Here is a 23,067-nt window from a genome sequence, read left to right on the forward strand (position 1 = left end):
ACTTGTCCACTTGCAAATTTCAACTTGCCGGTTGCGGAGCGTCGTTGGCAGGTGCCAGAGTGGACTCACTGCTCCGGCCGACCCACGGAGCGGACGGAGCGGCCGGCTCGGGGAAGACCGGCCGCCTGCACGGCCTCCTGCCAGGCGGTGTGACGTCCGCTGCCCGAGCGGCCGGCCCGACGCCCGCACGCCCCCACCCGCGAGGCCGGACGAAAGGCGCACGGCGATGACTCCGCCCTCCCCCCTCCGACCGCCCCACCACCGCAGACCGAGCCGACACCCCTCCCCGCAGAGCGCGTTGTTCCTGGCGGCGGGGCCGTACCGGCTGCCGGTCCCGGCCGGTGTCCCCATACCACCCGGAGGCGAGCGTCCCGGTCGACTCCCTGGGCCTCACGGCTCCGACCGGCTCGCCTCCGGGGCCGACCGGCTCGCCTGCCCCGCCGCCCGCCGTGGCAGCGGTGGTCCCCCAGACGCCCGCTGACGAACACCGGCACGGGCGAGGCCTCTTCCGCAGCGACACGGAAGAGGCCTCGCCCGCTCCCCGCCTCCCCTCCCCCCACCACCAACCACACCGCCCCGGACCATCCCCCCACTCGTCCGAAGGACAGCCATGCACCACACCACCCCCACCTCCCCCCTCACCCACGTCTCGGCCGCCGACCCCTCCTGGACCCGCACCCGCCCCAAGCCCGGCTCGCAGCCCGTACACCCCGGCCCGCGCCCGGCCGGCGAAAGGCCGTTGCACTGATGGCCGTACCACTGAGGCAGTACCGCTACGGCATCCGGCCCGCGACCCGCTAGATTCACCGCCGGTGCGGAGCGTCCGCACCCGCAGGCGGCCGGGTTCCGTGCGGATCCCGCGCCCGCCCGCGCGTGCCGTAGCGCCGGGGGTCCCATGGTCTGGTCGCCGTTCCGCCGCAGCCGGACCGCACCCGGGCTCCCCGTGCCGGGGCGGTGCCCGCCCGGTCGGCACGTGCTCGCCACCGAGCGGCTGCTGCTGTTCACCCCGCGGACCCGTCTGGACGTGGTGGCGGCGCTCGCCGCGAGCGCGGACGCCGAGGCACAGCGGTGGCTCGGCACCCAGGCGGACGAGGTGCTGCCCGACCCCGGCACCCGTCGGGCCCTGCTGGCCTGGCGGCCCGCCGGTGACGACGGCCGCCGTATCCCGCGCGCCCTGGCCGAGCCGTACACACCCGCCCCGGACGACCCGCTCCTCCTGGTCTGTGTGCGCAGGTCCGACCTCAGCTACGCCGGCGCCCTCGAACTCCAGCCCCGCGCGGGCGACATGGGCGGCTGGCTGGCGCCGGGCTGCCGGGGCCAGGGCCTGGGCGCGGAGCTGTTCCGCGCGGGCCTGGAGCTGGCCCACACCCATCTGGGACTGGTCACGGTCCGGGCCGGAGCGGAGCCGGGGAACACCGCGAGCCGGCGGGCGCTGACCCGCGCGGGCTTCGCCCCCGACCAGGGCCCGCGCCGGCACACCCTGCCCGACGGCCGCGTGGTCGACGCCGTCTGGCACCGGCACGACACCGGGACGCCCCTGCGCTGCCGTTGACCGTCAGTGCGTGGCCCGTGATCGTCAGGTCGTGCCCCGGCGGCGCCCGGTCACCCGGCGCCGGTCCGGCCAGCGCACGTCGTAGGCCCAGCCGAGGCGTTCGAACCAGCGGATCAGCCGGGCGCCGGCGTCGAGCTGGCCGGTGAGCACGCCGTGCCGGGCGCTGCTGGGGTCGGCGTGGTGCAGGTTGTGCCAGGACTCGCCGAAGGAGAGCGGGGCCAGCCACCACACGTTGCCCGAGCGGTCCCGGCTGCGGAACGGACGGGAACCGGCCGCGTGGCAGATGGAGTTGATGGACCAGGTGACATGGTGGACCAGGCAGATCCGGACGAGCCCGGCCCAGAAGAACGCGGTGAGCGCACCCTGCCAGGACCGGGTCAGCGCCCCGCCCAGCAGCGCGGGCAGGGCGACGGAGGCGAGGACCAGGAAGCCGAAGCGCCGGGAGATCAGCATCAGGGTGCGGTCGCGGACGAGGTCGGGGGCGTACTGGCGGGCCGAGGCGTGCTCGGTCTCGAACAGCCAGCCGAGATGGGCGTAGAACAGGCCCTTGGCGAGGGCGCGGGGTGAGTGCCCGTACCGCCAGGGCGAGTGCGGGTCGCCGTCCCGGTCGGAGTACTGGTGGTGCTTGCGGTGGTCGGCCACCCAGGTGATCAGCGGGCCCTGCACGGCGAGACTGCCGGCCAGCGCGAGCGCGATCCGCAGCGGCCGTCTGGCCTTGAAGGAGCCGTGGGTGAAGTGCCGGTGGAAGCCGACGGTGATGCCGAGTCCGCTGACCAGGTAGAAGGCGACGGCCAGCGCGAGGTCCACGGGGCTGAGCCCGTGCCGCCAGGCCAGCGGCACGGCGGCGAGCAGGGCGAGGAACGGTACGGCGACGAAGACGCCGATCATCAGCTGCTCGCCGGTGGGCCAAAACCGGATGCCGGCCGCCGGCGGGCCGGTTCCGGAGCACTCCGAGGACATGGCGACCCTTTCTCGGCCGGGGCGGACTACCGGGGCGGACTAGTCGACGGCGGTGAAGGCGAGCACGGCGTTCTGGCCGCCGAAGCCGAAGGAGTTGCTGACGGCGGCTCGTATCCGGTGCGGGCGGGGCGCCTTGGTGACGACGTCCAGGTCCATCTCCGGGTCGAGGGTGTCCAGGTTGGCGGTGGGCGGGATCAGCTGGTGGCGCAGGGTGAGGACGGTGCAGGCCGCCTCGATGGCCCCGGCACCGCCGATGGCGTGCCCGATGGTGCCCTTGACCGCGGTGACGGGCGGGGGCCGGCGGAAGACCCGGCGCAGGGCCTTGTGCTCGGCTGCGTCGCCCTGCGGGGTGGCGGTGCCGTGCGCGTTGACGTGGTCGATGTCCTCGGGGGCGAGGCCCGCGTCGGCGAGGGCGCCGCTCAGGGCGCGGGCGGCGCCGTCGCCGTCGGGGTGCGGGGCGGTGAAGTGGTGGGCGTCGCAGGAGGCGCCGAACCCGGCGAGCAGCGCCTCGGTGCGGGCGCCGCGGGCGCGGGCGTCCTCGGTACGCTCCAGGACGAGGACGGCTGCGCCCTCGCCGAGGACGAAGCCGTCGCGGTCCCGGTCGAAGGGGCGGGAGGCCGCGTCCGGGGTGTCGGCGCGGCGGGACAGGGCGCGCATCTGGGCGAAGCAGGCGGCGGTCATCCGCAGTCGGGCGGACTCGCTGCCGCCGGCCAGGACCAGGTCGCAGTGGCCGGACAGCAGCCAGTCCCGGGCCAGGCCGAGCGCGCTGGTGCCGGAGGCGCAGGCGGTGCTGACCACCATGTTGGGGCCGCGCGCGCCGAGGTCCAGGGCGATCTCGGCGGCGGCCATGTTGGGCACGCTGCGCGGCAGCGCGAGCGGGGAGACGCGTTCGGGGGTGTGGCCGGCGAGCCGGTCGAACTCTGCCTGCCAGCCCTGCATGGACCCGGTGCCGACGCCCATCACCACGCCGACCCGGGCGCCGTCCCAGCCGTCGGTGTCGAGTCCGGCGTCGGCCGCTGCCTCGCGGGCGGCGAGCAGCGCGAAGGTCGTGAACCGGTCGAGCCTGCGGGCCAGCCGGTGCCCGAGCAGGCCGGCCGCGTCCAGGGCGGGCACCTGACACGAGAACGCCACGGGCAACCCGGCCAGGGCGGTATCGGCGGTGGCGGTGGACCGCCCGGCGCACAGCCCCTTCCAGGCCGCGTCCCGGCCGATGCCCGCGGGGGTCACCAGACCGAGTCCGGTGACGGCGACCGGGGCGCGGCGTACGCCTGCTCTCACCTGCTGCATGGGCCGTGATTATCCGGTCCGGCCGACACGCTTCCGCCCCGCCACAACTCGTTCGGTCAAGGTCGGGGGGTGCTACCACCCGGATGCGCGAACGGGTACCGGAGGGGGCGGACCGGAAGACGTCCGCACCGCCCGGCGGCAAACGCACCGGAACGCCTGGACACCGCCCGACAACACATGAACCCACAACACACGAACCCGGAGACACCCGAAGACAGCAGCGCCACCCCGCGGGCCGACAGGTCCGAAGACGTCAGCGCCGCCCAGCGGTCAGGCGGCCGTCGTCCCCGTCGGCGCCGTCGCCCAGGGCGTGGACCGCGCTCGACCAGGCCGCCGCCAGTGCGGTCTCCAGGTCGTCCAGTGGGTGGGCGGAGGTGTCCAGGTGGACGGCGGGGCCGATGTGGACGTGGACGCGGGGGCGGCGCACGGGGGCGGTGGCCCAGCCGGCGAGTTGTTTCGCGCGACTGCCGGAGGAGACGCGGCGGGCGCCCGCGTGCCCGAGGGGGATCACCGGGGCACCGGTCGACAGGGCGAGTCGGACCACTCCGGACTTCAGGCGTCCCGGCGGACGGTCGTGGGAGGCGTTGTAGCGGGGCAGGCCTCCCTCGGGGTAGATCAGCACGGCGCGCCCGGCGGCGAGGGCGTCGGCGGCGGCCCGGAGCGCGTCCGGGGCGCGGCGGCTGCCCCGGTGGACGGGCACATGGCCCTCCCGGGTGAGGGCCCGGCCGAGCAGGGGCACCCGCCACAGCCCGGCGGTGGCGAGCACGGCGGGGCGCAGGTCGAGCCGGTGCAGGGTGCCGACGAGCAGTACCGGGTCGAAGAACGAGGTGTGGTTGGCGGCGAGGACGTAGCCGCTGCCGGGTGGCTGCGCCAGGTGCCCGGTGCCGCTCACGCTCGTGTCGCTGAAGACGGGCACCAGGGCCCCGGCCCATGCGGACAGCATCACGCACTCCTCTCCGCCGCTTTCGCCCATACTGCCCCGAATGCCTGTTTGACGTGCGGTGTCCACGGGCCGGTGGCTGAATGGCCGTCATGGACTTTCTCGCCGCGTACGACGCGATCCCGGAGGACGACGTCCCGCAGCGGGTGGCCCTGCTGCGCACGACCATGACGACCGGCAGGGCGGCCCTCTTCGCCGAGCTGCGCGCCCGCCGGCCGGTGTTCGGCACGCCCCTCGGCGTGTTCGTCACCCGGCACCCCGACGTCCTGGAGGTGCTGTCGGCGCCCGGGACGTTCACCGTGGGGGTGTTCGGCCCGGCGCTGGAGGACGTGCTCGGGGCGCCGTTCATCCTGGCCCGGGACGGCGCCGACGTGCACTGGCGGGAGCGCGGGTACGGGCAGCTGATGCTCGCCGCCGAGGACGCGCCCCGGGTGCGGGAGCTGACCGCGCGGATCGCCGACGAGGTGCTGGACGAGGTGACCGGCCGGGGCGCGGACACCTTCGACCTGATCCAGGACTACGCCCGGGTGGCCGCCGCCCGGGTCGCCATCGCCTACCTGGGTTTCACCGGCGTCGAGGAGGAGACGCTGCACTCCTGCACCCGCCGGATGCAGTGGGCGTTCGCCGTCAATCCCGACCGCGACCCGGAGATCCACGCGGCGGGCGTGGCCGCGGGCCGTGAACTGCACGACGCGGTGGCCGAGTTGATCGCCCGCCGCCGGGACACGGCCCACGACGGCGGCCCCGACGACGTCCTCGGCCGGATGCTGCGCACCCGGCTGCCCGACGAGTACGGCTTCGACGACGAGCGGATCAACGCGAACCTGGTCGGCTATCTGACCGGATACCAGCAGAACGCGACCCAGTGCACCGCCACCGCGCTCAAGGAACTCGCCGTGCGCCCCGAGGCGCTGGCCGAGGCGGTGCGCGCGGCGGGTGAGGGTGACCCGGCCCGCTTCGACGCCTATGTGTGGGAGGCCCTGCGCTTCCACCCGTTCGTGCCCATCACGCCCCGGCTGTGCCTGCGCGACCACGTGCTGGCCGCGGGCACCCCGCGGCAGACGGTGATCCCGGCCAAGAGCGTGGTGCTGGCCTGCTTCGCGTCGGCGATGTTCGACGAGGAGGTGCTCGACGCCCCGGCCGAGTTCCGGCCCGGCCGCCCGCCCGCGCACAACCTCGTCCTCGGCTACGGCGCCCACGACTGCGTCGGCAGGTACGCGGCCCAGGTGATCGTGCCCGAGCTGGTCCGGCGTGTGCTGCTGCGCCCCGGCGTACGCCCGCTGCCCGGCGGCGAACGCGCCCTGGACTACGCGGGCACCCCGTTCCCGCAGCACTACCCGGTGCGCGCCGGCCGCCCCACCGTGACCACGGCCCGGCCATGACCCTCGGCTGACCACGGCCTGGCGCCGGGATCCACCCTGCGAACCGACCGGAGGACCCATGACCGTCACCTCTCGCCCGCCCCAGACCCGGACCGTGCCGTGGACCGGGGCCAGGGACCGGTCCCGGGACGGCTTGCGCAACCGCTTCGAGACGCATCTGCTGACCCATTACGGCCCGGCCTGGCAGGCGGCCCAGCGCAGCCGGTGGCTGCACCGCCGGCTCAACTCCAGGCTGACCGACCTGGCCGTGCTGAAGGCGCCGCCACGTCCCGATCCGCTGAGCACCAAGGCCCCTTACACCTCCTGGGACTCGCTGACCGACCGCTCCTGGGTGGGCCGGCACCTGCCGCCGGTGACCGAGCCGCCGAAGGGCCTGCCCGCGCCGGAGAAGGTGGCCGAACTGTTCCGCCGGGAGGGCGAGGGCCGCTGCTGCACCCGGTCCAGCGCGCTGCTGCCGGCGTTCGCGCAGTGGTTCACCGACGGCTTCCTGCGCGGTCACGCGGCCACCGGCGACCCGCGCCGCACCGACTCGCCGCACACCCTGGACATGTGCCAGCTGTACGGCGACCGCGAGGAGGTCACCGCCTGCCTGCGCACCTTCGAGGGCGGCCGGCTGAAGAGCCGGTTCATCGACGGTGCCGAGTTCCCGCCCGCCCTGTGCGAGGGCGGGCGGATCAGGAACGAGTTCCGGGCGATCAGACCGGTCCGGTTCGACGAGGTGCCCGCGGAGTTCGTGGACACGCTGTTCGCGTGCGGCGGGGAACGCGCCCACGCGCACATCGGGCCGATGGCGCTGACCGTGCTGTTCCTGCGCGAGCACAACCGGGTCGCCGGCGTCCTCGCCGCCGCCCACCCGGACTGGGACGACGAACGCGTCTTCCAGACCACCCGCAACACGCTGATCGTGACGATGATCCGGGTGATGCTGGAGGAGTACATCAACCACATCACGCCGTACCACTTCGGCTTCGTCCTCGACCCCGTCCGCACCGACCGCGGGGTGTGGCACCGGGAGAACTGGGCGACGATCGAGTTCAGTCTCGTCTACCGCTGGCACAGCCTGATCCCGTCCACGTACACCATCGCCGGCCGCCCGGTGCCGCTCGCGCGGACGATCGCCAACGGGCAGCTGGTCGTGGACCGGGGGCTCGGCCCGCTCTTCGAGGACCTGTCCCGCCAGCCCGCGGGTCTGTCCGGCCTGTTCAACACCGACGAGCTGCTGCTGCCGATCGAGGCGCGCAGCGTCGCCGTGGGCCGGGATCTGCGACTGGCCTCGTACAACGACTACCGCGCCTACTACGGCTTCCCCCGGGTCACCGACGCCCGGCAGATCTCCGGCGACCCGCGGGTCCAGGAGGCGCTGCTGGACCTGTACGGCGACGTCGACGCGATCGACCTGTACGTGGGGCTGTTCGCGGAGGAGCCGGAGCCCGGTGCGATCTTCGGGCGGCTGCTGGAACGCATCATCTCCGTCGACGCGTTCTCCGAGGCGCTGAACAACCCGCTGCTCGCGCCCCGCCTGTTCGGGCCCGCCACCTTCTCCGCCGAGGGCATGGAGATCGTCCGCCGGACGCGCAGCTTCTCCGACCTGGTGCACCGCAACCTGCCGGAGGACAAGAGCCGTTACGTCGTGACGCTGGGCCGGAGCGCGGCCGACGCCCGGGCCGCGACCCGCTGACCGGCGCCGGTTCAGTCCCCGGCTCGCGCGTGCGTGAGCAACGCCTCGGCGGCGGTACGCAGTTGCTCCGCCGCCGTGTCACAGGCAGCGGCCTGCCGCTCCAGCGTGGGGCCGCTCCACTCGGGGGCCGCGGGGCAGCCGCCCAGGGTGGCCGCGGAGGCGCGCAGCCGCCGCGCGTACTCCTCCATCAGGCCGGCGTCCGACCTCAATGCCTCGGCGTGGCCGAGGAGTTCGGTGTCGTACGACGTGACGTCGGGGGACTCGGTCACCATGGCGTGCTCCCGCGGGCGGTGGGGGTGGGGGGTGTCAGCGCGGCAGGACGGCGCCGGCGCTGCGGTGGAGCATGAACTGGGGGCAGGTGAGGACGAACCGGGGCCGGGCCGTGTCGATGCCGAGCCGGCGCAGCTGTCCGGCGAGGGGTTCGGCCGCCGCGGTGTCCAGTCGCAGCCGGACGCCGCCGCCGGTGTGCAGCCGCAGCCTGCCGTGGGCCCGGACCAGGGTGCGGATCGTGCTCTCGCCCCGGCGGCCGTAGAGGATCCAGTCGGCCTCGGGGCAGCGGACGCCGGGCCCGAGGCGGCCGTCGACGGCGAGGCCGAGGTCCGGGGAGCGGACGCCGATCTGCCGGCCCGTCAGATCGGCCTCGGCGGCCACCCGGTGCGCGGGCTGGCCCCAGATCTCCTGGCCGACGACCCGTGCCTCCTCGCTGGTGACGGCGAGGCAGAGCACATGGCGGCCGGTGCGCCTGAGGTCGACGCGGCGCAGCAGGTCCAGGGCCGCGTCGTAGGGGCGGGGCCGCCACAGGTCGTCCACCAGCACGGACAGGGCGATCTCGGTGTACGGGCCGATCGTGGTGCAGCGGTGCTCGTACAGCGACAGCACCGCCACGGCCCGGCGGCCGAGCCGGCTCGGCGTCATCCAGGTGACGTCGGGCAGCAGGCCCCGGGCGGTGTCCGCGTCGACGGGGTAGCACAGGTGGGCGGCGGAGGAGTCGTAGTAGCGCACCGGTACGTCGATGGGGCCGGCCGTGGTGGGCACCGAGGTGGTGGGGAGGGTGAGGAAGGGGTAGCCCTCGGGCGGGTTGGCTCGGTCCTTGAGCTGGTAGGCCTGGGTGCGTACGACGGGGCCCCGGTAGGGGGCGAGGGCCTCGTCGACGCGCTCACGGGCCTCCGGGATCACGCTCCTGAGGTGCTCGATGTACTCGCGGAGCATGTGGCACAGCGGGAACTCGTGGGAGGGCCCGGTGTAGTCGACCTCGTACCAGTGCGGGTGCGGGTCGAACGCGGAGCCCGCGCCGCGGCCGTCGAGGACGGGCACGATGTCGTGCTGGTTGGTGATGCTGGCGACCCAGGTGCGCGGGTCGGCGGGCTTCTTGTTGTCGACCGGGGAGCCGACGGCGACGACGTGGGTGACCCGGTAGGTGCGGCAGAACTCCTCGTCCTGGGCGAGGTTCATCACCGCGATACCGCCCTCGCTGTGCCCGATCAGCGCGAGGTCGGCGCCGCGCGGGATGCCGTAGTCCTCCAGGGCGAGCAGGATCGACCGGGTGTACGGCGAGTCGGTCATGAACAGGTTGCGCCAGGCGCCGACGAAGTCCTGCGGGGAGTCGTTGCGGGGGCGGCCGGGTGCCATGCCCGGCGCCTGGAGGACGTAGCGGACGACACCGTCCGGACCGCGCACGTTCTGCAGCAGGATCCGCCCGTCGGTGGAGAGCATCTCGATGTTCCGCAGGAAGCCGAGGAAAGACCCCTCCGGAGCGATGACCTGCCGCTCCTGGTCGGTCAGGTCGACGGCCTCGGCGGCGCCCTCGCCCTTGTCCATGCCGGCGAGATGGGCGGCGCTGATGCCGTGCAGCGGGTCGGCGGACAGTTCCCGGCCGGTGGCCAGCGCCCAGCCGGTCTCGTCGTTCTTCGGGTCCTCGTCCAGCAGGGCGCGGATCGCGAGGAGTTCGGCCATCAGCGGGGCCAGCCCGGACAGTGCGCGCTGGGCGCCCTGGTCGCGGAAGAGGGCACGCAGGGAGCGTACGGCCGCCAGGTCCTTGTCGGCGGTGACGGCCTCGGTCAGCCGGCGCATGCCGGGATCGCGCACGAACTCGGGGTGGTCGACCAGGACGGCGGCGATCCGGAGCCGCAGCGAGGTGACCGCCACCAGCGCGGCCAGGCTCTCCCGGCCCAGCACCTCCCCGGCGGCGCCGAGGACGTGCCCCATCCCCTTCGGGGCCGTCAGCGCCGCCCCGCCGAGGCCCTGCTTGTTCGTCAGGGCCCGCAGGAGCGCCCACTGGGCGGCGAGGCCGGTACGGGGGCGGCGGCGCGCGGAGGCGGTCAGGGCCGGGGCGAACAGCGCGGTGCTGGTGCGCCCGGACACCGCGCGGATGCCCTCGGCGACGTCGACCACGTCCCGCGCGCACCGGCGCAGCAGTTCCCTGGCGTCCTGGCCGTCCGGCGCGGGCCGTCCGGGTGCGGTGCCGTCCGCTCGCATCCGACGCTCCCTGGGTTCGACGACACGGGGCGGGGCCGCGTCCGAGGCAGCGACCCCGGTCCCATGGTCGGCCAGGGGGATCGCTCCCGCACCTTCATCCATCCAGGTAGAGGATGCCGCCGGGTGCCGCACGGCCCGCCGAGCCTGGGCTCCACGGGCATATGGCTGGCGCATAATCGCCGCACATGACCCCCTGTACTCCCCCGCCACCCCTCGTGGGAGGCGCGCCGTGACCCTGTCCCGCGAACACCCGGAGGGCGTCCGTCCCCCGCTGCCCGACACCGTTCCGGTGGGTCTCGGACTGCGCACCGGCTATCTGCTCACGCTCGTGGTGGGCCCGCTGGCGGTGCTGGCACTGGCCCTGCCCGTCGCCCTGGCCGGCGGCTGGGGGCCGCGCTGGTACGACGGGGTGCTCGGCGCCGGTATGTACGCGCTGTCCATCATGGGCATCACCGCCGGCTACCACCGTCACTTCACCCACCTGTCGTTCAAGGCGAAACGACCGCTGCGGGTCGCCCTCGGGGTCGCCGGCGGTCTCGCCATGGAGGGCCCGGTGACGATGTGGGTGGCCGAGCACCGGCGCCACCACCAGTACGCGGACCGGGAGGGCGACCCGCACTCGCCGTGGAAGTACGGCACCACCCGGCGGGCGCTGCTCAAGGGGCTGTGGCACGCCCAGGTCGGCTGGTTCTCCTCCTCGCCGGTCCGCTCCCACTACCCGCGCTACGCCCCCGATCTGCTCGCCGACCCGGACGTACGCCGCCTGGACCGCTGTTACCCGCTGGCCATCGTCGTCTCCCTGGGCCTGCCGCCCGCGCTGGTCCTGGCGGTCACGCAGGACACGCGTTCCGCGCTGGTGACGTTCTTCTGGGCGAGCCTGGTCCGGTACGCCGTCGTCCACCACGTCACCTGGTCGGTCAACTCCGTCGCCCACGCCTTCGGTCCGCGCCACTACACCACCCGGGAGCAGTCCCGTGACGTGCCCTGGGTGGCCCTGCTGACCTTCGGCGAGGGCTGGCACAACCTCCACCACGCCGACCCCGTCAGCGCCCGGCACGGCGGACTGCGCGGCCAGCCGGACCTCACGGCGTGGCTGATCGCCCGGTTCGAGCGGTGGGGCTGGGCCTACGACGTGCGGTGGCCGGACGAGCGGCGGATCACCGCACGGCTGCGCGCGGAGGCGGCCGGCCGACGGGTGCCGCACGGTCAACCGACCGGGAAGTAGCGGGTGAACGGGGAGGAGTCGACGGCGAACATGCCGTTGAAGGGTTCGTTCAGCTGGTAGACCAGCAGCACGGTGAAGGTGATGAGCGCGCTCAGGCCCATCACCATCACCATGTGGGTGAAGCTCCGGCGCACCCCGAACATGAACATGAAGGTCACTGTGAGCACCCCGCCGACGACGAGCCCGAACCACAGCACGGGTGACAGGGTGTCGGCCGCGTCCGCCTCCCGGCCGCGCCGGGCGTCGTCCAGCGCGCTGAGCTGGGCCAGGGTCTCCTGGAGCGTGGCCTGCTGGGCCGGGGTGGCGTCGGCGGGGAGCTGTCCGGCCGCCCGGAGGTCGTTCAGCAGATCCCAGCCGCGCCGGTCCGGTGGCTGCCCCGCCGCCATCGCGGGCCACTCGGCGGACACGACGTGGTGGACGTACGCGTCGACGGCACCCCGGGTTCGCTCCCCCTCCAACGCCGGCAACCCCGCGGACAACAGCCGGATCTGGTGCGCGGCGCTCGCCTCCGCCTGCACATGGCTCACCGCGCCGGACCGGGTCTCCCACACGGACACCATCGACAGACCGAGCACGAGCGCGTAGAGCACGCCGACCATCATCGAGATGTACTCGGCGACGTCCTCACGTGGTTCCTCGTCCGGGGCGGGCGGCCAGTAGTGGTGCCGGATCACCACGATGCCCGCGGTGACCACGGCGATCCCCAGAACGACGGCGAAGGTCTCGATCATCGGGTCTGTCTCCTGTCGTCTCGGTGTCTTGCCCGCCGCCTACTTGCCGATGCGCCGCGAGCCGAGGAGGGCGGCGGCGAGGGCGGCCGGGATCAGCATCAGGAACAGCACGACGAGCAGCCCGAGCCCTGTCGGACCACCGCCTGGGCGGATGAAGCGGGACATGATGGACGGTGTGCGGGGGCGTTGGGAGGAGGTGTGGGGGGACGGGGTGTGGAGGGAGGGGGCGCGGGAGGACGAGGTGCCGGGGGACGAGGTGCCGGGGGACGACGGGGCGGCGGACGAGGTGGTGGGGGGTGCGGTCGTGGGGCGGCCTGGCGTGGTGGATCGGCCTCCGGTGGACTGGCCTCCGGTGGACTGGCCTTGGGTGGTTCCGCCCTGGGTGGCTTCGCCTTCAGTGGACTGACCGCCCGTCGACTGACCTCCGGTTGCTGCACCACCGGTTGCTGCACCACCGGTTGCTGCACCACCAGTTGCTGCGCCACCGTTCGCTGTGCCACCGGTTGCCGCGCCTCCGGTTGTCCCGCCTTGGCCGGCTGCAGTGCCTGCGGCCGCACCGGCCGCCGCTGCTCCTCCGGCAGCTGCGGCTGCTCCTCCTCCTACGGCTGCTCCTCCTCCTGCGGCGGCCCCTCCCCCGGCCGCCGCTCCTCCGCCAGCGGCCGCTCCGGCACCTGCAGCCGCTCCTCCGGCTGCGGCTCCAGCCCCGGCTGCCGCTCCGGCGCCCGCTGCCGCTCCACCGGCCGCGGCACCCGCACCGGCTGCCGCCCCAGCACCGGCGGCAGCAGCGCCGGCACCCGCCGCGGCCCCTGCGCCTGCACCTGCACCTGCGGCCGCACCCACCGCTCCACCCGCGCCCGCTACCGCACCGGCGCCTGCTCCGGCACCTGCGGCCGCTGCCGCCCCCGCGGCCGCACCGCCACCGGCCCCCGCACCGGCAGCACCCGCACCACCGCCGACCCCGGCACCCGCGACTGCACCGGCACCGGCACCTGCTCCCGCTGCCGCACCGCCGCCGGCACCGGCACCGGCCCCGGCACCGGCACCGGCGCCCGCGCCCGCCCCCGCTCCAGCACCGGCCGCGGCGCCCGCCGCCGCGCCGGGAGCCGCCAGCCCCGGCGCAGGAGGCGCCACGCCGGGCGCAGGCACGACCAGCCCCGGTACCGGGGCACCCGTACCGGCCGGCGGCAGCGGCGGGGGCGGGGGGAAGACGGCTCCGGGCGGCACCGGCAGGACCGGTGGCGCGGGGGGAGGCGCGGGTACAGGGGGCGGCACCGGCGCGGGGACGGGAGGGAGCGCGGGGACGGGAGGGAGTGGGGGGACGGGAGGGAGTGGGGGTGGGGGCAGGACCGGCGGTGGGACGGGAGCCGGTGTGGGGGGCGGTGGTACAGGGACCGGAGGCGGGGGTGGGGGCGGCGGTGGTGTCGGCTCGTGCAGCGTGAACTCGCCGGTCGCCTTGGCCTTGAGCAGCGGCGGCGGTTCCAGGCAGCCGTCGGGCCGGATGGTGCTGATCCGGTCGCTTCCGGTCACGTGCCCCTCGCTGAGGTACCAGCCCGGGGGCCGCTCCACGGTCGCGACGCACCGCTCCGTAGCGCCCGGTTCCAGGCTCGGGACGATGTCACCGCCCGCCGGGCAGACGATCAGGGGCGGCTGGAGGACCGGGTCGGTGAGGTGGAGGTCGAACACCGTGCGGTTGCCGGTGTTGGTCACGTCGTAGAAGACGGTGGCGCGGCCGAGGGCCAGGGCCCGGCCCAGGGCTCCCGCGCCGGTCGTCACCGTCTCGGACAGGGCCAGTTCGCCGCCGACGCCGGCGTACCCGGAGCGGGCGACCGCCCGGGACTCCACGCCGAGGGACGGTACGCGGCCGACGGCGGTGACGTCGGCGATCCAGGTGCCCGGGCGGGCGGTGGCCCGGGCGGTGCAGGTCGCCGAGTCCAGGCCGCGGAGCATCGGAAGGTGATCGCCGCCGCCGGGGCAGCGGATGTAGGCGCCGCCCGGGAGGCCCGGGTCGCTCACCTCGACGTCGTACAGGTCGGCCCCGGTGCGGTTGATCAGGCGGTACGTCTTCACCAGCGGGCGGCCGACGCGGATGCCGGGGTGGGTCGCCCCGGTGCCCGGTCTGCTGTTGACGGCGACCTGGAGGGCGAGCCCGTTGCTTCCCGCGCCGTCGGCGACGGCACGCTGCGCCGGTGCGCCGCACACGGCCATGAGCAGCGGCAACACCGCGGGAAGTCGTGTCCCGAGGGCCCGCCAGCACCTCCCTAAAAGCCCTATTAACACATAAACGTAGTAACAGAGCGGTCTGTGGGCGGGCTTCGGCCCACGCCGGTCACCGGGCGTAACCGTACGAAGATCACTCCGGTGGACGCGCGACGGGCGCCGGCACCGCCCGGGGCCGTACCCCGGGGCGCCCGGGCCGGTCAGGTACCGGGCATCAGGCCCGCCGCGACCGTGGCCCCGAGTTCCCAGCAGGCCTGCGCGCCGGCCTTGCCCGGGTCACCGGTGACGGTCACCGGCTCGGCCGCCCGGCGCCAGCCGAGGCCGGTGGTGACGGTCTCGATGGCGCGCACGGCGCCGGTGACGTCGTTGCCGCCGTGGACCCAGAAGCCGAACGGGCGGCCCCGGGTCTCGTCCAGGCAGGGGTAGTAGATCTGGTCGAAGAAATGCTTGAGGGCACCCGACATGTAGCCGAGGTTGGCGGGGGTCCCGAGCAGGTAGCCGTCGGCTTCGAGCACGTCGGAGGCGGTGGCCGACAGGGCCGCCCGGCGTACGACGCGGACGCCCTCGATCTCCGGTGCCGTGGCACCGGAGACGACCGCTTCGAACAGCGCCTGGCAGTGGGGCGAGGGGGTGTGATGGACGATCAGCAGGGTAGGCACATCCGGCACCCTGCCGTGCGTCCGCCGCCCGTGGCAAACGTCGGCCGCCGCGCGGGTGGGCAACCGGAGAGGACGGGAGGAGTCGTCGTGAGGGACGAGGACCGCCGGGAACCTGCCGCCGTGCTGTTCGACGCGCTGGGCCTGGAGTACGAGCGGGCGTTCGCCGACTCCGCGTCGCGCCGGGCGTCGCTCCGCTGGCTGCTGGAGCGGTTGGCTCCGGGCAGCAGGGTGCTGGACGTGGGCAGCGGAACGGGACGCCCGGCCGCGCAGGCACTGACCGAGGCCGGTCACCGAGTGCTGGGCCTGGACATCTCGCCGGTCATGGTCGACTTGGCCGCCCGGCAGGTGCCCGGGGCCGAGTTCCGGATCGCCGACATCCGGGAGACGCCGTTGGCGGACGCTTCGTTCGACGCCGCGTGCGCCTACTTCTCGCTGCTGCAGATGTCCCGCGCCGAACAGTCCGCGGTCGTGGCGAAGCTGGCCCGGGCGGTGCGGCCCGGCGGCCTGGTCGCGCTGGCCACCGTGCCGCTGGACGTGGAGGACGCCGAGGGCGTCTTCATGGGGCAGCCGCTGCGGGCGACGAGCTTCACCGCCGAGGCGTTCACCGAGCTGGCGTCCGGGGCGGGCCTGACAGTCCTGGCCCGGGAACAGACCCTGTTCACCCCCGCCCTCCCCGGGGCGGAACCCGAGCCGCAGCTCTTCCTGCACTGCCTGCGCCCGGGTGAAGTCCCCCGCGGCCCGGTGGGCTGAATCCCGTTCGGCGTTGTCGGTGCCCTCGGTTACAGTGGCCGCTCTGAATCCAAGGGGAGGCAACGGTGCAGGTCAGGGTGGGGACCGTCGGAGGCCGCGTGATCGTCGCGGCGGCGCTCGCCGCGCTGCTCGGCGGCTGCGCGGAGTCGGCGGACGGCGACGGGAAGAAGTCCGCGAGCCCGTCGGCGAGCGCCAAGGGCACGGCGGCCGGGGGCACGGGGGCGAAGGGTACGGCGGCGGCCCGCGGCGGGACGATCGGCGCGGCCGGTTCGGCCTGCGAACTGCCCGTCAGCTTCGCCCTCGCCAAGGACTGGAAGGCCAAGTCGATCGACGCCGAGAAGGAGCTGGCCAAGGCCTCGAAGGGTGAGGACGGCGACCTGAGCGGGGCCCTCGCCGACGCCTTCCTCCGGCAGGGACCGGTCACCACGGCCTGCGAGATCGACGCCAAGCCGGCCGGCAACATCGGCTTCCTGCGCGTGTGGACCGGCAAGCCCGGCGACGCGGACGCGGGCGGCGTGCTGCGCGCGTTCGTCGCCGCCGAGGACAACGTCAGCAAGGAGAAGTACCACTCCTTCAAGACCGGCGGCGGTCTCGACGCCGTCGAGGTGGAGTACCTCTACACGAGCAAGCTCCTGGAGGAGACGAAGAAGGAGAGCGCCTTCGCGGTCAGCACGCCCGAGGGCCCCGTCGTCCTGCACCTCGGCGGCATGGACACCGAGGAGCACGAGGAGATGCGGCCCGCCTACGACCTCGCCAAGCAGACGCTGAAGCTCGCCTGACACCCGCCGCCGACCCGCTCAGTCCGGGGCGGTGGCCCGGCCCAGGTAGGTGAGCGGGCCGGCGTCCGCGACCGGGATCTGGTGGAAGCCGACCCGGTCGTAGAAGGCGCGGGCGGCGGTGTTGACGGTGACCATGCCGAGGTGGACCGCCTGGACGCCCTTGCCGTGCAGGGCGTCCAGGAAGGCGCGCAGCAGGCGGCGGCCGTGTCCCTGCCCCTGCCAGGGCGGCAGCAGGTCGATGCGCAGATGGGCGGGGTAGGCGGCCAGCTCGGGGACGAGCATCCGCTCCGGGTGGTGCAGGAGGCGGATCATCTCCTCGGTGGGCGAGCGCGGCGGCGCGACAGGTTCCGGATAGCGGCCGGCGAGCCGGGGGATCCAGTCCCGTCGGAAGTCCTCGACGAACCGCTCGGTGTCGGCGGTGCCGACGATGTACCCCACGGCCCGGCCCCCGCCGTCGTCCAGCACGAAGGCGAGGTCCGGGTCGAAGTGGCAGTACGGCTCGGCGAAGATCGACGGCATGAGGCGCTCGTCGGGGTAGACCGCCCGGGAGTCGCCCCCGTTGAGCGCGGTACGGACACAGACGTCGGCGAGGGCGTCGCGGTCGGTGGGGTGGTAGGGGCGTATCCCGGGGGTCTGCGGGTGGGTCGGCATGCCCGTATCGTCGTCCGGTGGGGAGCGCTCCCACAAGGGACTGGTCAGTAGCGCAGGCGCCTGGCCCTCAGGAACATGAACAGGCCCGAGAGGGCGAGCAGCGTGCCGAGCGCCGCGGGCCACAGGTGGGTGCCCGTCTCCGCGAGGCCACCCTGGACGGCCTGGGCGGCCTGGGGTTCGGGTTGGGTGGCCTGGGGTCCGGGTCGGGCGGCCGGCGGCGGGGCCGCGGCCGAACGCACGGGTGTGGAACGGGGTGCGACGGGTGCGGCCTTGTCGTCCGTGTCGTGCTTGGTGGTGCGGGCCGGTGAGGTCGTCACGTCGTCGCGCGGGGCATCGCCGGGCCGGGAGGCCGAGGGAGCCGGTGCGGAAGGCGTGGACGGCGTGGCCGGCGTGGACGTGCCGCCCTCGGCGGGATGGAGCGCGGTGGCTCCGTCGCCGGGGGCGGTGGTGGCCGTGGCACCTGAGCCCGGACCGGGCGTGGGCTTCGCCGCCGTACCGGAGTCGTCGCCCGAGACCCCGCAGGTGCGGCCGGAGTTGATGCAGTCGACCATCTCGCGCATCAGGTCCTCGTCGAAGACGTTGATGAAGTCGCCGTGGTCGGTGACGGGCTTGTGGAGTTGCTCCGGGAAGGAGTCCACCGCGAACAGCGGGACGGTGCGGCCGCCGTCCGCGAGGCTCGGCGCGTCCACGTCGTAGACGATGCGCTGGACCAGCTGCGGAATGGGCCGGAAGCCCGCCGGGCAGGAGCCGTCGGCGGCGGTGAAGGCCACGTGGGTGCGGTGGTTGGCGCTGTCGATGTTGCGGCCGTCCCAGCAGCTCTGGAACCGGAAGGTGCGCACGACGTCGCTGCCCGGCGGGCACAGCGGGTACTTGTCCTTCAACTGCCGGTCCTCGTGACCGGTGCAGCTCCAGGACGCGTTGGCGTTGCCGGGGCCGTTGACGAAGGCCTTGGCGTCACCGGTGATGATGCGGAGCAGGCGCGGCATGGCGGTGACCTCGCCGCGCGGGTTGCCGACGAAGGTCAGCGTCACCTGCTTGGGCGTCACGATCCGGCCCGCGTTTCCCTCCGTACCGCCGCCCGGGGCCCCGGCGTCCCGCTCCTGGGTGCCGTTCTGCAGGCGCAGCACCGGCCAGTAGTACGAGGACTTGTCGCCCTGGTCCGCGCAGCTCGTGCCGGCCCGCGCCAGGTCCTCGTCGCCGGCGAAGGCGTTGTTGGCCTGGTTGCCGACGTAGTCGTGGAAGTGGTGGGCGCCGTTGGAGACGCCGGGGGCGACGATGACGTTGTCGGAGTTGAACAGGCCGTTCGCGTTGACCCCGCAGTCGGAGGTGAAGGTGCCGCGTGAGGCGCCGTCCTGCGGCGCCGGGGCCGGCGCGTCGGGCGGTACGGCGGTGATGTCCGCGTAGTCGGAGACGACGGGTCCGTTGCCGGCCTGTCCTGCACCGCCCTGGCCCGTGCCGCCCTGACCCTGGTCGGCGCCGCCCTGCCCCTGGCCGCTCTGTTCCTGGCCGCCCTGTTCCTGGCCGGTGCCGTCCTGCCCGCCGCCGTTGCCCGGTGCGCCGGCGGCCTGGCCGGGCTCCGCGGGGCGCAGGGTGCAGGCGGCCAGGGATTCGAGGCCCTGCGGGCGCTCCCCCGCCCGGTCGATGGCGTCGGCGATCCGCCCGAGGGACGCCGACCGCTTCTCCTCCAGCGGGTTCATGACGGTGTCGTCGACCGAGTCAGAGGCCGAGTCCGAGTCCCCGTCCGCGCCGGCGGCCTGTGCCGCCTGCTGGAGTTGCCGGTAGGCCGCCGCGGTCTGCTGGTCGAGCTGGGCGAGTTCACGGTCGACGTCGGGGCGGGCCGCGTCCGGTACGTCCGTCAGCCGGCTGCCGACGTCGGGGCAGTAGAGGGTGGCCATGCCGGTGGACCGGACCTCCCCCGTGGTCTCCGTGCCGGATCCGTCGCCCCAGCCCTCGCTCGCCGACGCGTAGACGTTCGCCGCGACGAGTCCGGCGCCGCCCAGCATCAGGGCGACCGCTGCGAGGGTCGCGCGTCGTGCGCGCGTCGGGCGTCTGCGGCTGTTGCGTACCAAGGTCGTCCCCTGTGTGAGTTCGCCGGTCGGGCATGGAGTTCCCCGGCTTCATACGGAGGGCGGAGCCACCGTGTTCAACTGAATCGCGAATTCACCGGGATCTCACAGGAAACCATGGCCTCCACCTCTTCCCTGTCGAACTCCATCGCGAACATCACGAATATGTATCGGACATTTCACCCCTCAACCTTCACACGAGGTACACACGTTGGCTAGGTTGACGCGAGGCCGCCGCCCGGCTCTGCCCCGGCGAGCCGCTCAACTGCCCTGTGGGGCAAGGAAGGAGCACGTCTTCCATGGCGCCGGAGAGCCGCGACGAGGTTCGGCAGCGGATCGCATCCCTCTACGACCAGGCCGAGAACGCCACCGGTAATTTCAACGCGACCCGGGCCATGGCCGGCCGGAGCCGGAGCCGGTCCCGGGGCGTACCGCTGGCCAAAGGGGCGGGCCGGCGCCCGGATCCGGAACTCGACCAGGTCGCCCGGCAGTGGTTCGACGCGGCACGCGCCAAGCTGGGTCCGACCGTCGCCGCCGTACTGCCCGCCGACCGGCTCCCCGACGGACCTGCGGCATCCTCACGGCCGGGGGGAGAGTGGACGGGCGGCCCCTCCGGGGGTGAGCCGGAGCTGCGCGCTCTGCCGGCCGGTGAAGAGCCCCTCGCTCTTCCGGGCGGTGACAGGGAGGTCCGCGCTCTGCCCGGTGGAGAGCGGCAGGCCCTGGCGAACGGCGGCCCGTCCGAACGGCGGCCCGAGGCCCTCGAACTCGAACGGGGCGCACCCCGCGCGGTGGCCGAACTGACGGCCGGTTCACCGACGACCCTCACAAGCCTGCCCCCGCGGTCTCCGCAGACGGCACTCCCGGCCGTCCAGGGCCTGGAACTCACCAGCTCGGCAATGGCATCGACCGGCGGGGCTCCGGCCGAACCGGGCGGCGGCCGGACTGCGCCGGTTCCGGCGATCCCTGCCGCCGCACAGGGCGTCGCGGTTCAGGCGCCCAGGACGCTGCCCGGTGCCGCCGTACCCGGTCGCCCCTCCCCCGCCGCCTCCAAGGCCGGCATCCGGCACAAGCTCGACACCGCGCGCGACCTGCTGTCCCGGCACACCAGCCGACTCGCCCTGCCCGGCACGACCGCTCAGCCCGCCTGGGCCGCCGCGCCCCGGCAACTGCCGTACCCCGCCCCGGCCGAGCCGGCGGGACAGTGGCAGGAGCCGCAGTGGGCGACACCCGGTCAGCCGGCGACGCCCGCGCCGGCCATCGGCACCGGCTCCCTCACCACGCCCATGGACACCGGCTCCCTGACCACACTCACCGACACCGGCGCCCTCCCCCCACTCACCGACACCGGGTCCTTCACCTCGCTCACCGACACGGGACCCATCACCCCGGTCACCGGCACCGGCCCCCTCCCCCCGCTCACCGACACCGGTTCCCTCTCCCCGCTCACCGACACGGGATCCATCACCCCCGTCGCCGGAGCCGGCCCCCTCCCCCCGCTCACCGACACCGGCGCCTTCGCCGCGCCCGTCGCCACCGCCGACTCCCTCCCCCTCCCCCCGCCCGCCCCCGCGTCACCCGGCGCCCTGCGTGCCGCCAAGGCCATCGCGTTCGCCCGGGCGCAGATCGGGAAGCCGTGCGTCTGGGGGGCGACCGGGCCGGACTCGTACGACTGCTCCAGCCTCACCCAGGCCGCGTGGCGGGCGGCCGGTGTCACGCTGCCGCGTGCGGCGTACGAGCAGGCGCTGGCCGGCACCCCGGTGACGCTCGCCGGCATGGAACCCGGTGACCTCGTCCTGTTCTTCGACGACGACCGGCATGTGGGTCTGCACGTCGGCGACGGCATGATGGTCCATGCCCCGGGCCCGGGATCGTCCATCCGTGAGGAGTCGGTGTACGGCGCCGGCGAGGCGGCGATCCACCGGATCGTCCGTCCGGCCTGACCGGGGTCGGCATCGGCGTCGGTGGGCGCGCCGGCTCTCGTAGTGGTCGAGGACCCAGGGTGACGCGTGCGGACGATGCGGGACAGGAACGACGTCATGGTCTCGGACGTCCGGAGCCGGAGGCAGGGGCGAAGAAACCGCATAAGCAAGACCTGGGCAAGCCATAACATCGGCTTATGAGGTCATAGACCAGACCCCCGTACCAACTTAGGTCTGCCTTAGTTTAGGCTTCGTGATCAAGTCGCCCATTCACGCTCGAAGGGAACCTGATCATGCCGCGCCCCCTGCGGGTAGCCATCGTCGGAGCCGGCCCCGCCGGGATCTACGCCGCCGACGCCCTGCTCAAGTCCGAGGTGGCCGCCGACCCCGGCGTGTCCATCGACCTCTTCGAGCGGATGCCCGCCCCGTTCGGCCTGATCCGGTACGGCGTCGCGCCCGACCACCCGCGCATCAAGGGCATCATCACCGCCCTGCACCAGGTGCTGGACAAGCCGCAGATCCGCCTGTTCGGCAACGTCGACTACCCGACCGACATCAGCCTGGACGACCTGCGCGCCTTCTACGACGCGGTGATCTTCTCCACCGGCGCGACGGCCGACCGTGAACTGCCCATACCCGGCATCGAGCTGGACGGCTCCTACGGCGCCGCCGACTTCGTCTCCTGGTACGACGGCCACCCGGACGTCCCGCGCACCTGGCCGCTGGAGGCCGAGAAGGTCGCCGTGCTCGGCGTCGGCAACGTCGCCCTGGACGTCGCCCGCATCCTCGCCAAGACCGCCGACGAACTGCTGCCGACCGAGATCCCGCCGAACGTCTACGACGGCCTGAAGGCCAACAAGGCCGTGGAGATCCACGTCTTCGGCCGCCGGGGCCCGGCGCAGGCGAAGTTCAGCCCGATGGAACTGCGCGAGCTGGACCACTCCCCGAACATCGAGGTCATCGTCGACCCCGAGGACATCGACTACGACGAGGGCTCGATCGAGACCCGGCGCGGCAACAAGCAGGCCGACATGGTCGCCAAGACGCTGGAGAACTGGGCGATCCGGGACGTCGGCGACCGCCCGCACAAGCTGTTCCTCCACTTCTTCGAGTCGCCGACGGAGATCCTCGGCGAGGACGGCAAGGTCGTCGGCCTGCGCACCGAGCGCACCGCCCTGGACGGCACCGGCAACGTCAAGGGCACCGGCGAGTTCAAGGACTGGGACGTCACGGCCGTCTACCGAGCGGTCGGCTACCTCTCCGAGAAGCTGCCCAAGCTTCCCTGGGACATCGACTCCGGCACCGTCCCGGACCAGGGCGGCCGGGTGATCGAGGAGGGCGGCACCCCTCTGCAGTCCACCTACGTCACCGGCTGGATCCGGCGCGGCCCCGTCGGTCTCATCGGCCACACCAAGGGCGACGCCAACGAGACCGTGGCCAACCTGCTGGACGACCACGTCAACGGCCGTCTGCACACGCCCGCCTCCCCCGAGCCGGAGGCCGTGGACGCCTTCCTCGCCGAGCGGAACGTCCGCTTCACCACCTGGGAGGGCTGGTACAAGCTGGACGCCGCCGAGCGTGCCCTGGGCGAGCCGCAGGGCCGCGAGCGCGTGAAGATCGTCGAGCGTGAGGACATGCTGCGGGAGAGCGGGGCATAAGCTCCCGGCTCCCCTCCGGCCCCGGGGGGGGGGGGGGGGGGGGGGGGGCGTAGACGCGCCGTAATCGCACGCGGTAGGTCCCAGCAATCTGGTTGCCGGGGCGGGGCTTCCCCGCCTCGGCCGGGCGTGCACTGGAGA

At 74.0% G+C, this 23,067-nt stretch carries 21 protein-coding genes; 9 read left to right on the forward strand and 12 right to left on the reverse strand.

The genetic code is table 11. The features are described from left to right. Window positions 1-610 precede the first annotated feature (610 nt). Both ACZ4U1_RS03485 and ACZ4U1_RS03490 read left to right on the forward strand, forming a co-directional pair. Window positions 611-748, forward strand: a complete 138-nt coding sequence (locus tag ACZ4U1_RS03485; RefSeq protein ID WP_467899074.1) for a hypothetical protein — start codon at window positions 611-613, stop codon at window positions 746-748. Between the two features lie 225 nt (window positions 749-973). Continuing rightward, entirely contained in the window at window positions 974-1,552 is a 579-nt protein-coding gene (locus tag ACZ4U1_RS03490; RefSeq protein ID WP_467899076.1) for a GNAT family N-acetyltransferase, read from the forward strand. A 24-nt stretch (window positions 1,553-1,576) separates the two neighbouring features. On the opposite strand, the gene ACZ4U1_RS03495 is transcribed toward ACZ4U1_RS03490, so the two are convergent. The 3 genes from ACZ4U1_RS03495 to ACZ4U1_RS03505 all read right to left on the reverse strand — a co-directional run bounded on the left by ACZ4U1_RS03495 (window position 1,577) and on the right by ACZ4U1_RS03505 (window position 4,742). Further along, window positions 1,577-2,512, reverse strand: coding sequence for an acyl-CoA desaturase (locus tag ACZ4U1_RS03495; RefSeq protein ID WP_467899077.1), 936 nt, complete (start codon window positions 2,510-2,512; stop codon window positions 1,577-1,579). Window positions 2,513-2,551: 39 nt separating this feature from the next. Next, the gene (locus tag ACZ4U1_RS03500) at window positions 2,552-3,799 is read right to left on the reverse strand and encodes a beta-ketoacyl-[acyl-carrier-protein] synthase family protein (RefSeq protein WP_467899079.1); all 1,248 of its coding nucleotides are present in this window, start codon (window positions 3,797-3,799) and stop codon (window positions 2,552-2,554) included. Window positions 3,800-4,052: 253 nt separating this feature from the next. Further along, a complete protein-coding gene (locus ACZ4U1_RS03505) occupies window positions 4,053-4,742 on the reverse strand; it encodes a lysophospholipid acyltransferase family protein (protein WP_467899082.1) in 690 nt (229 codons plus the stop codon). Window positions 4,743-4,831: 89 nt separating this feature from the next. Here ACZ4U1_RS03505 and ACZ4U1_RS03510 point away from each other — a divergent pair, with 89 nt between their 5' ends. Both ACZ4U1_RS03510 and ACZ4U1_RS03515 read left to right on the forward strand, forming a co-directional pair. Next, the gene (locus tag ACZ4U1_RS03510; RefSeq protein WP_467899084.1) at window positions 4,832-6,121 is read left to right on the forward strand and encodes a cytochrome P450; all 1,290 of its coding nucleotides are present in this window, start codon (window positions 4,832-4,834) and stop codon (window positions 6,119-6,121) included. Window positions 6,122-6,179: 58 nt separating this feature from the next. Continuing rightward, a complete protein-coding gene (locus ACZ4U1_RS03515) occupies window positions 6,180-7,799 on the forward strand; it encodes a peroxidase family protein (protein WP_467899086.1) in 1,620 nt (539 codons plus the stop codon). An 11-nt stretch (window positions 7,800-7,810) separates the two neighbouring features. Here the strand turns inward: ACZ4U1_RS03515 and ACZ4U1_RS03520 are convergent, their stop codons facing one another. After that, window positions 7,811-8,071, reverse strand: a complete 261-nt coding sequence (locus tag ACZ4U1_RS03520) for a hypothetical protein (protein WP_467899089.1) — start codon at window positions 8,069-8,071, stop codon at window positions 7,811-7,813. A gap of 34 nt (window positions 8,072-8,105) precedes the next feature. After that, complete coding sequence (locus ACZ4U1_RS03525) at window positions 8,106-10,274, reverse strand: acetoacetate decarboxylase family protein (protein WP_467899091.1); 2,169 nt, start codon at window positions 10,272-10,274, stop codon at window positions 8,106-8,108. Window positions 10,275-10,503: 229 nt separating this feature from the next. Here ACZ4U1_RS03525 and ACZ4U1_RS03530 point away from each other — a divergent pair, with 229 nt between their 5' ends. Next, window positions 10,504-11,499, forward strand: a complete 996-nt coding sequence (locus tag ACZ4U1_RS03530; protein WP_467899093.1) for an acyl-CoA desaturase — start codon at window positions 10,504-10,506, stop codon at window positions 11,497-11,499. Here ACZ4U1_RS03530 and ACZ4U1_RS03535 read toward each other — a convergent pair. From ACZ4U1_RS03535 to ACZ4U1_RS03555, 5 genes are all read right to left on the reverse strand, one after another. Then, window positions 11,481-12,230: a bestrophin-like domain gene (locus tag ACZ4U1_RS03535; RefSeq protein ID WP_467899096.1), complete on the reverse strand. Its 750-nt coding sequence runs from the start codon at window positions 12,228-12,230 to the stop codon at window positions 11,481-11,483. The two genes, ACZ4U1_RS03530 and ACZ4U1_RS03535, sit on opposite strands and share 19 nt — an antisense overlap. Window positions 12,231-12,269: 39 nt before the next feature. Next, the gene (locus tag ACZ4U1_RS03540; RefSeq protein WP_467899098.1) at window positions 12,270-12,395 is read right to left on the reverse strand and encodes a hypothetical protein; all 126 of its coding nucleotides are present in this window, start codon (window positions 12,393-12,395) and stop codon (window positions 12,270-12,272) included. 434 nt (window positions 12,396-12,829) lie between these two features. Then, entirely contained in the window at window positions 12,830-13,066 is a 237-nt protein-coding gene (locus ACZ4U1_RS03545; RefSeq protein ID WP_467899100.1) for a hypothetical protein, read from the reverse strand. Window positions 13,067-13,087: 21 nt separating this feature from the next. Beyond that, window positions 13,088-13,399 (reverse strand): hypothetical protein, encoded by a 312-nt coding sequence (locus ACZ4U1_RS03550; protein WP_467899101.1) that lies wholly within the window; start codon window positions 13,397-13,399, stop codon window positions 13,088-13,090. A 1,248-nt stretch (window positions 13,400-14,647) separates the two neighbouring features. Beyond that, on the reverse strand, window positions 14,648-15,106 hold the full coding sequence (locus tag ACZ4U1_RS03555; RefSeq protein WP_467899103.1) for a flavodoxin family protein: 459 nt from the start codon (window positions 15,104-15,106) through the stop codon (window positions 14,648-14,650). Window positions 15,107-15,193: 87 nt separating this feature from the next. Here ACZ4U1_RS03555 and ACZ4U1_RS03560 point away from each other — a divergent pair, with 87 nt between their 5' ends. Together ACZ4U1_RS03560 and ACZ4U1_RS03565 are read left to right on the forward strand one after the other, a co-directional pair. Next, complete coding sequence (locus ACZ4U1_RS03560; RefSeq protein ID WP_467899106.1) at window positions 15,194-15,856, forward strand: class I SAM-dependent methyltransferase; 663 nt, start codon at window positions 15,194-15,196, stop codon at window positions 15,854-15,856. A 65-nt stretch (window positions 15,857-15,921) separates the two neighbouring features. After that, on the forward strand, window positions 15,922-16,635 hold the full coding sequence (locus ACZ4U1_RS03565) for a lipoprotein (protein ID WP_467899108.1): 714 nt from the start codon (window positions 15,922-15,924) through the stop codon (window positions 16,633-16,635). An 18-nt stretch (window positions 16,636-16,653) separates the two neighbouring features. Here the strand turns inward: ACZ4U1_RS03565 and ACZ4U1_RS03570 are convergent, their stop codons facing one another. Both ACZ4U1_RS03570 and ACZ4U1_RS03575 read right to left on the reverse strand, forming a co-directional pair. Then, window positions 16,654-17,286, reverse strand: coding sequence for a GNAT family N-acetyltransferase (locus ACZ4U1_RS03570; protein WP_467899109.1), 633 nt, complete (start codon window positions 17,284-17,286; stop codon window positions 16,654-16,656). A gap of 44 nt (window positions 17,287-17,330) precedes the next feature. Beyond that, window positions 17,331-19,289, reverse strand: coding sequence for a DUF1996 domain-containing protein (locus ACZ4U1_RS03575; protein WP_467900059.1), 1,959 nt, complete (start codon window positions 19,287-19,289; stop codon window positions 17,331-17,333). Window positions 19,290-19,651: 362 nt separating this feature from the next. Here ACZ4U1_RS03575 and ACZ4U1_RS03580 point away from each other — a divergent pair, with 362 nt between their 5' ends. Together ACZ4U1_RS03580 and ACZ4U1_RS03585 are read left to right on the forward strand one after the other, a co-directional pair. Continuing rightward, on the forward strand, window positions 19,652-21,292 hold the full coding sequence (locus ACZ4U1_RS03580; protein WP_467899112.1) for a C40 family peptidase: 1,641 nt from the start codon (window positions 19,652-19,654) through the stop codon (window positions 21,290-21,292). 272 nt (window positions 21,293-21,564) lie between these two features. Then, entirely contained in the window at window positions 21,565-22,929 is a 1,365-nt protein-coding gene (locus tag ACZ4U1_RS03585; protein ID WP_467899114.1) for an FAD-dependent oxidoreductase, read from the forward strand. Window positions 22,930-23,067: the final 138 nt, after the last annotated feature.

This window comes from Streptomyces sp. NPDC028928, assembly GCF_055564915.1.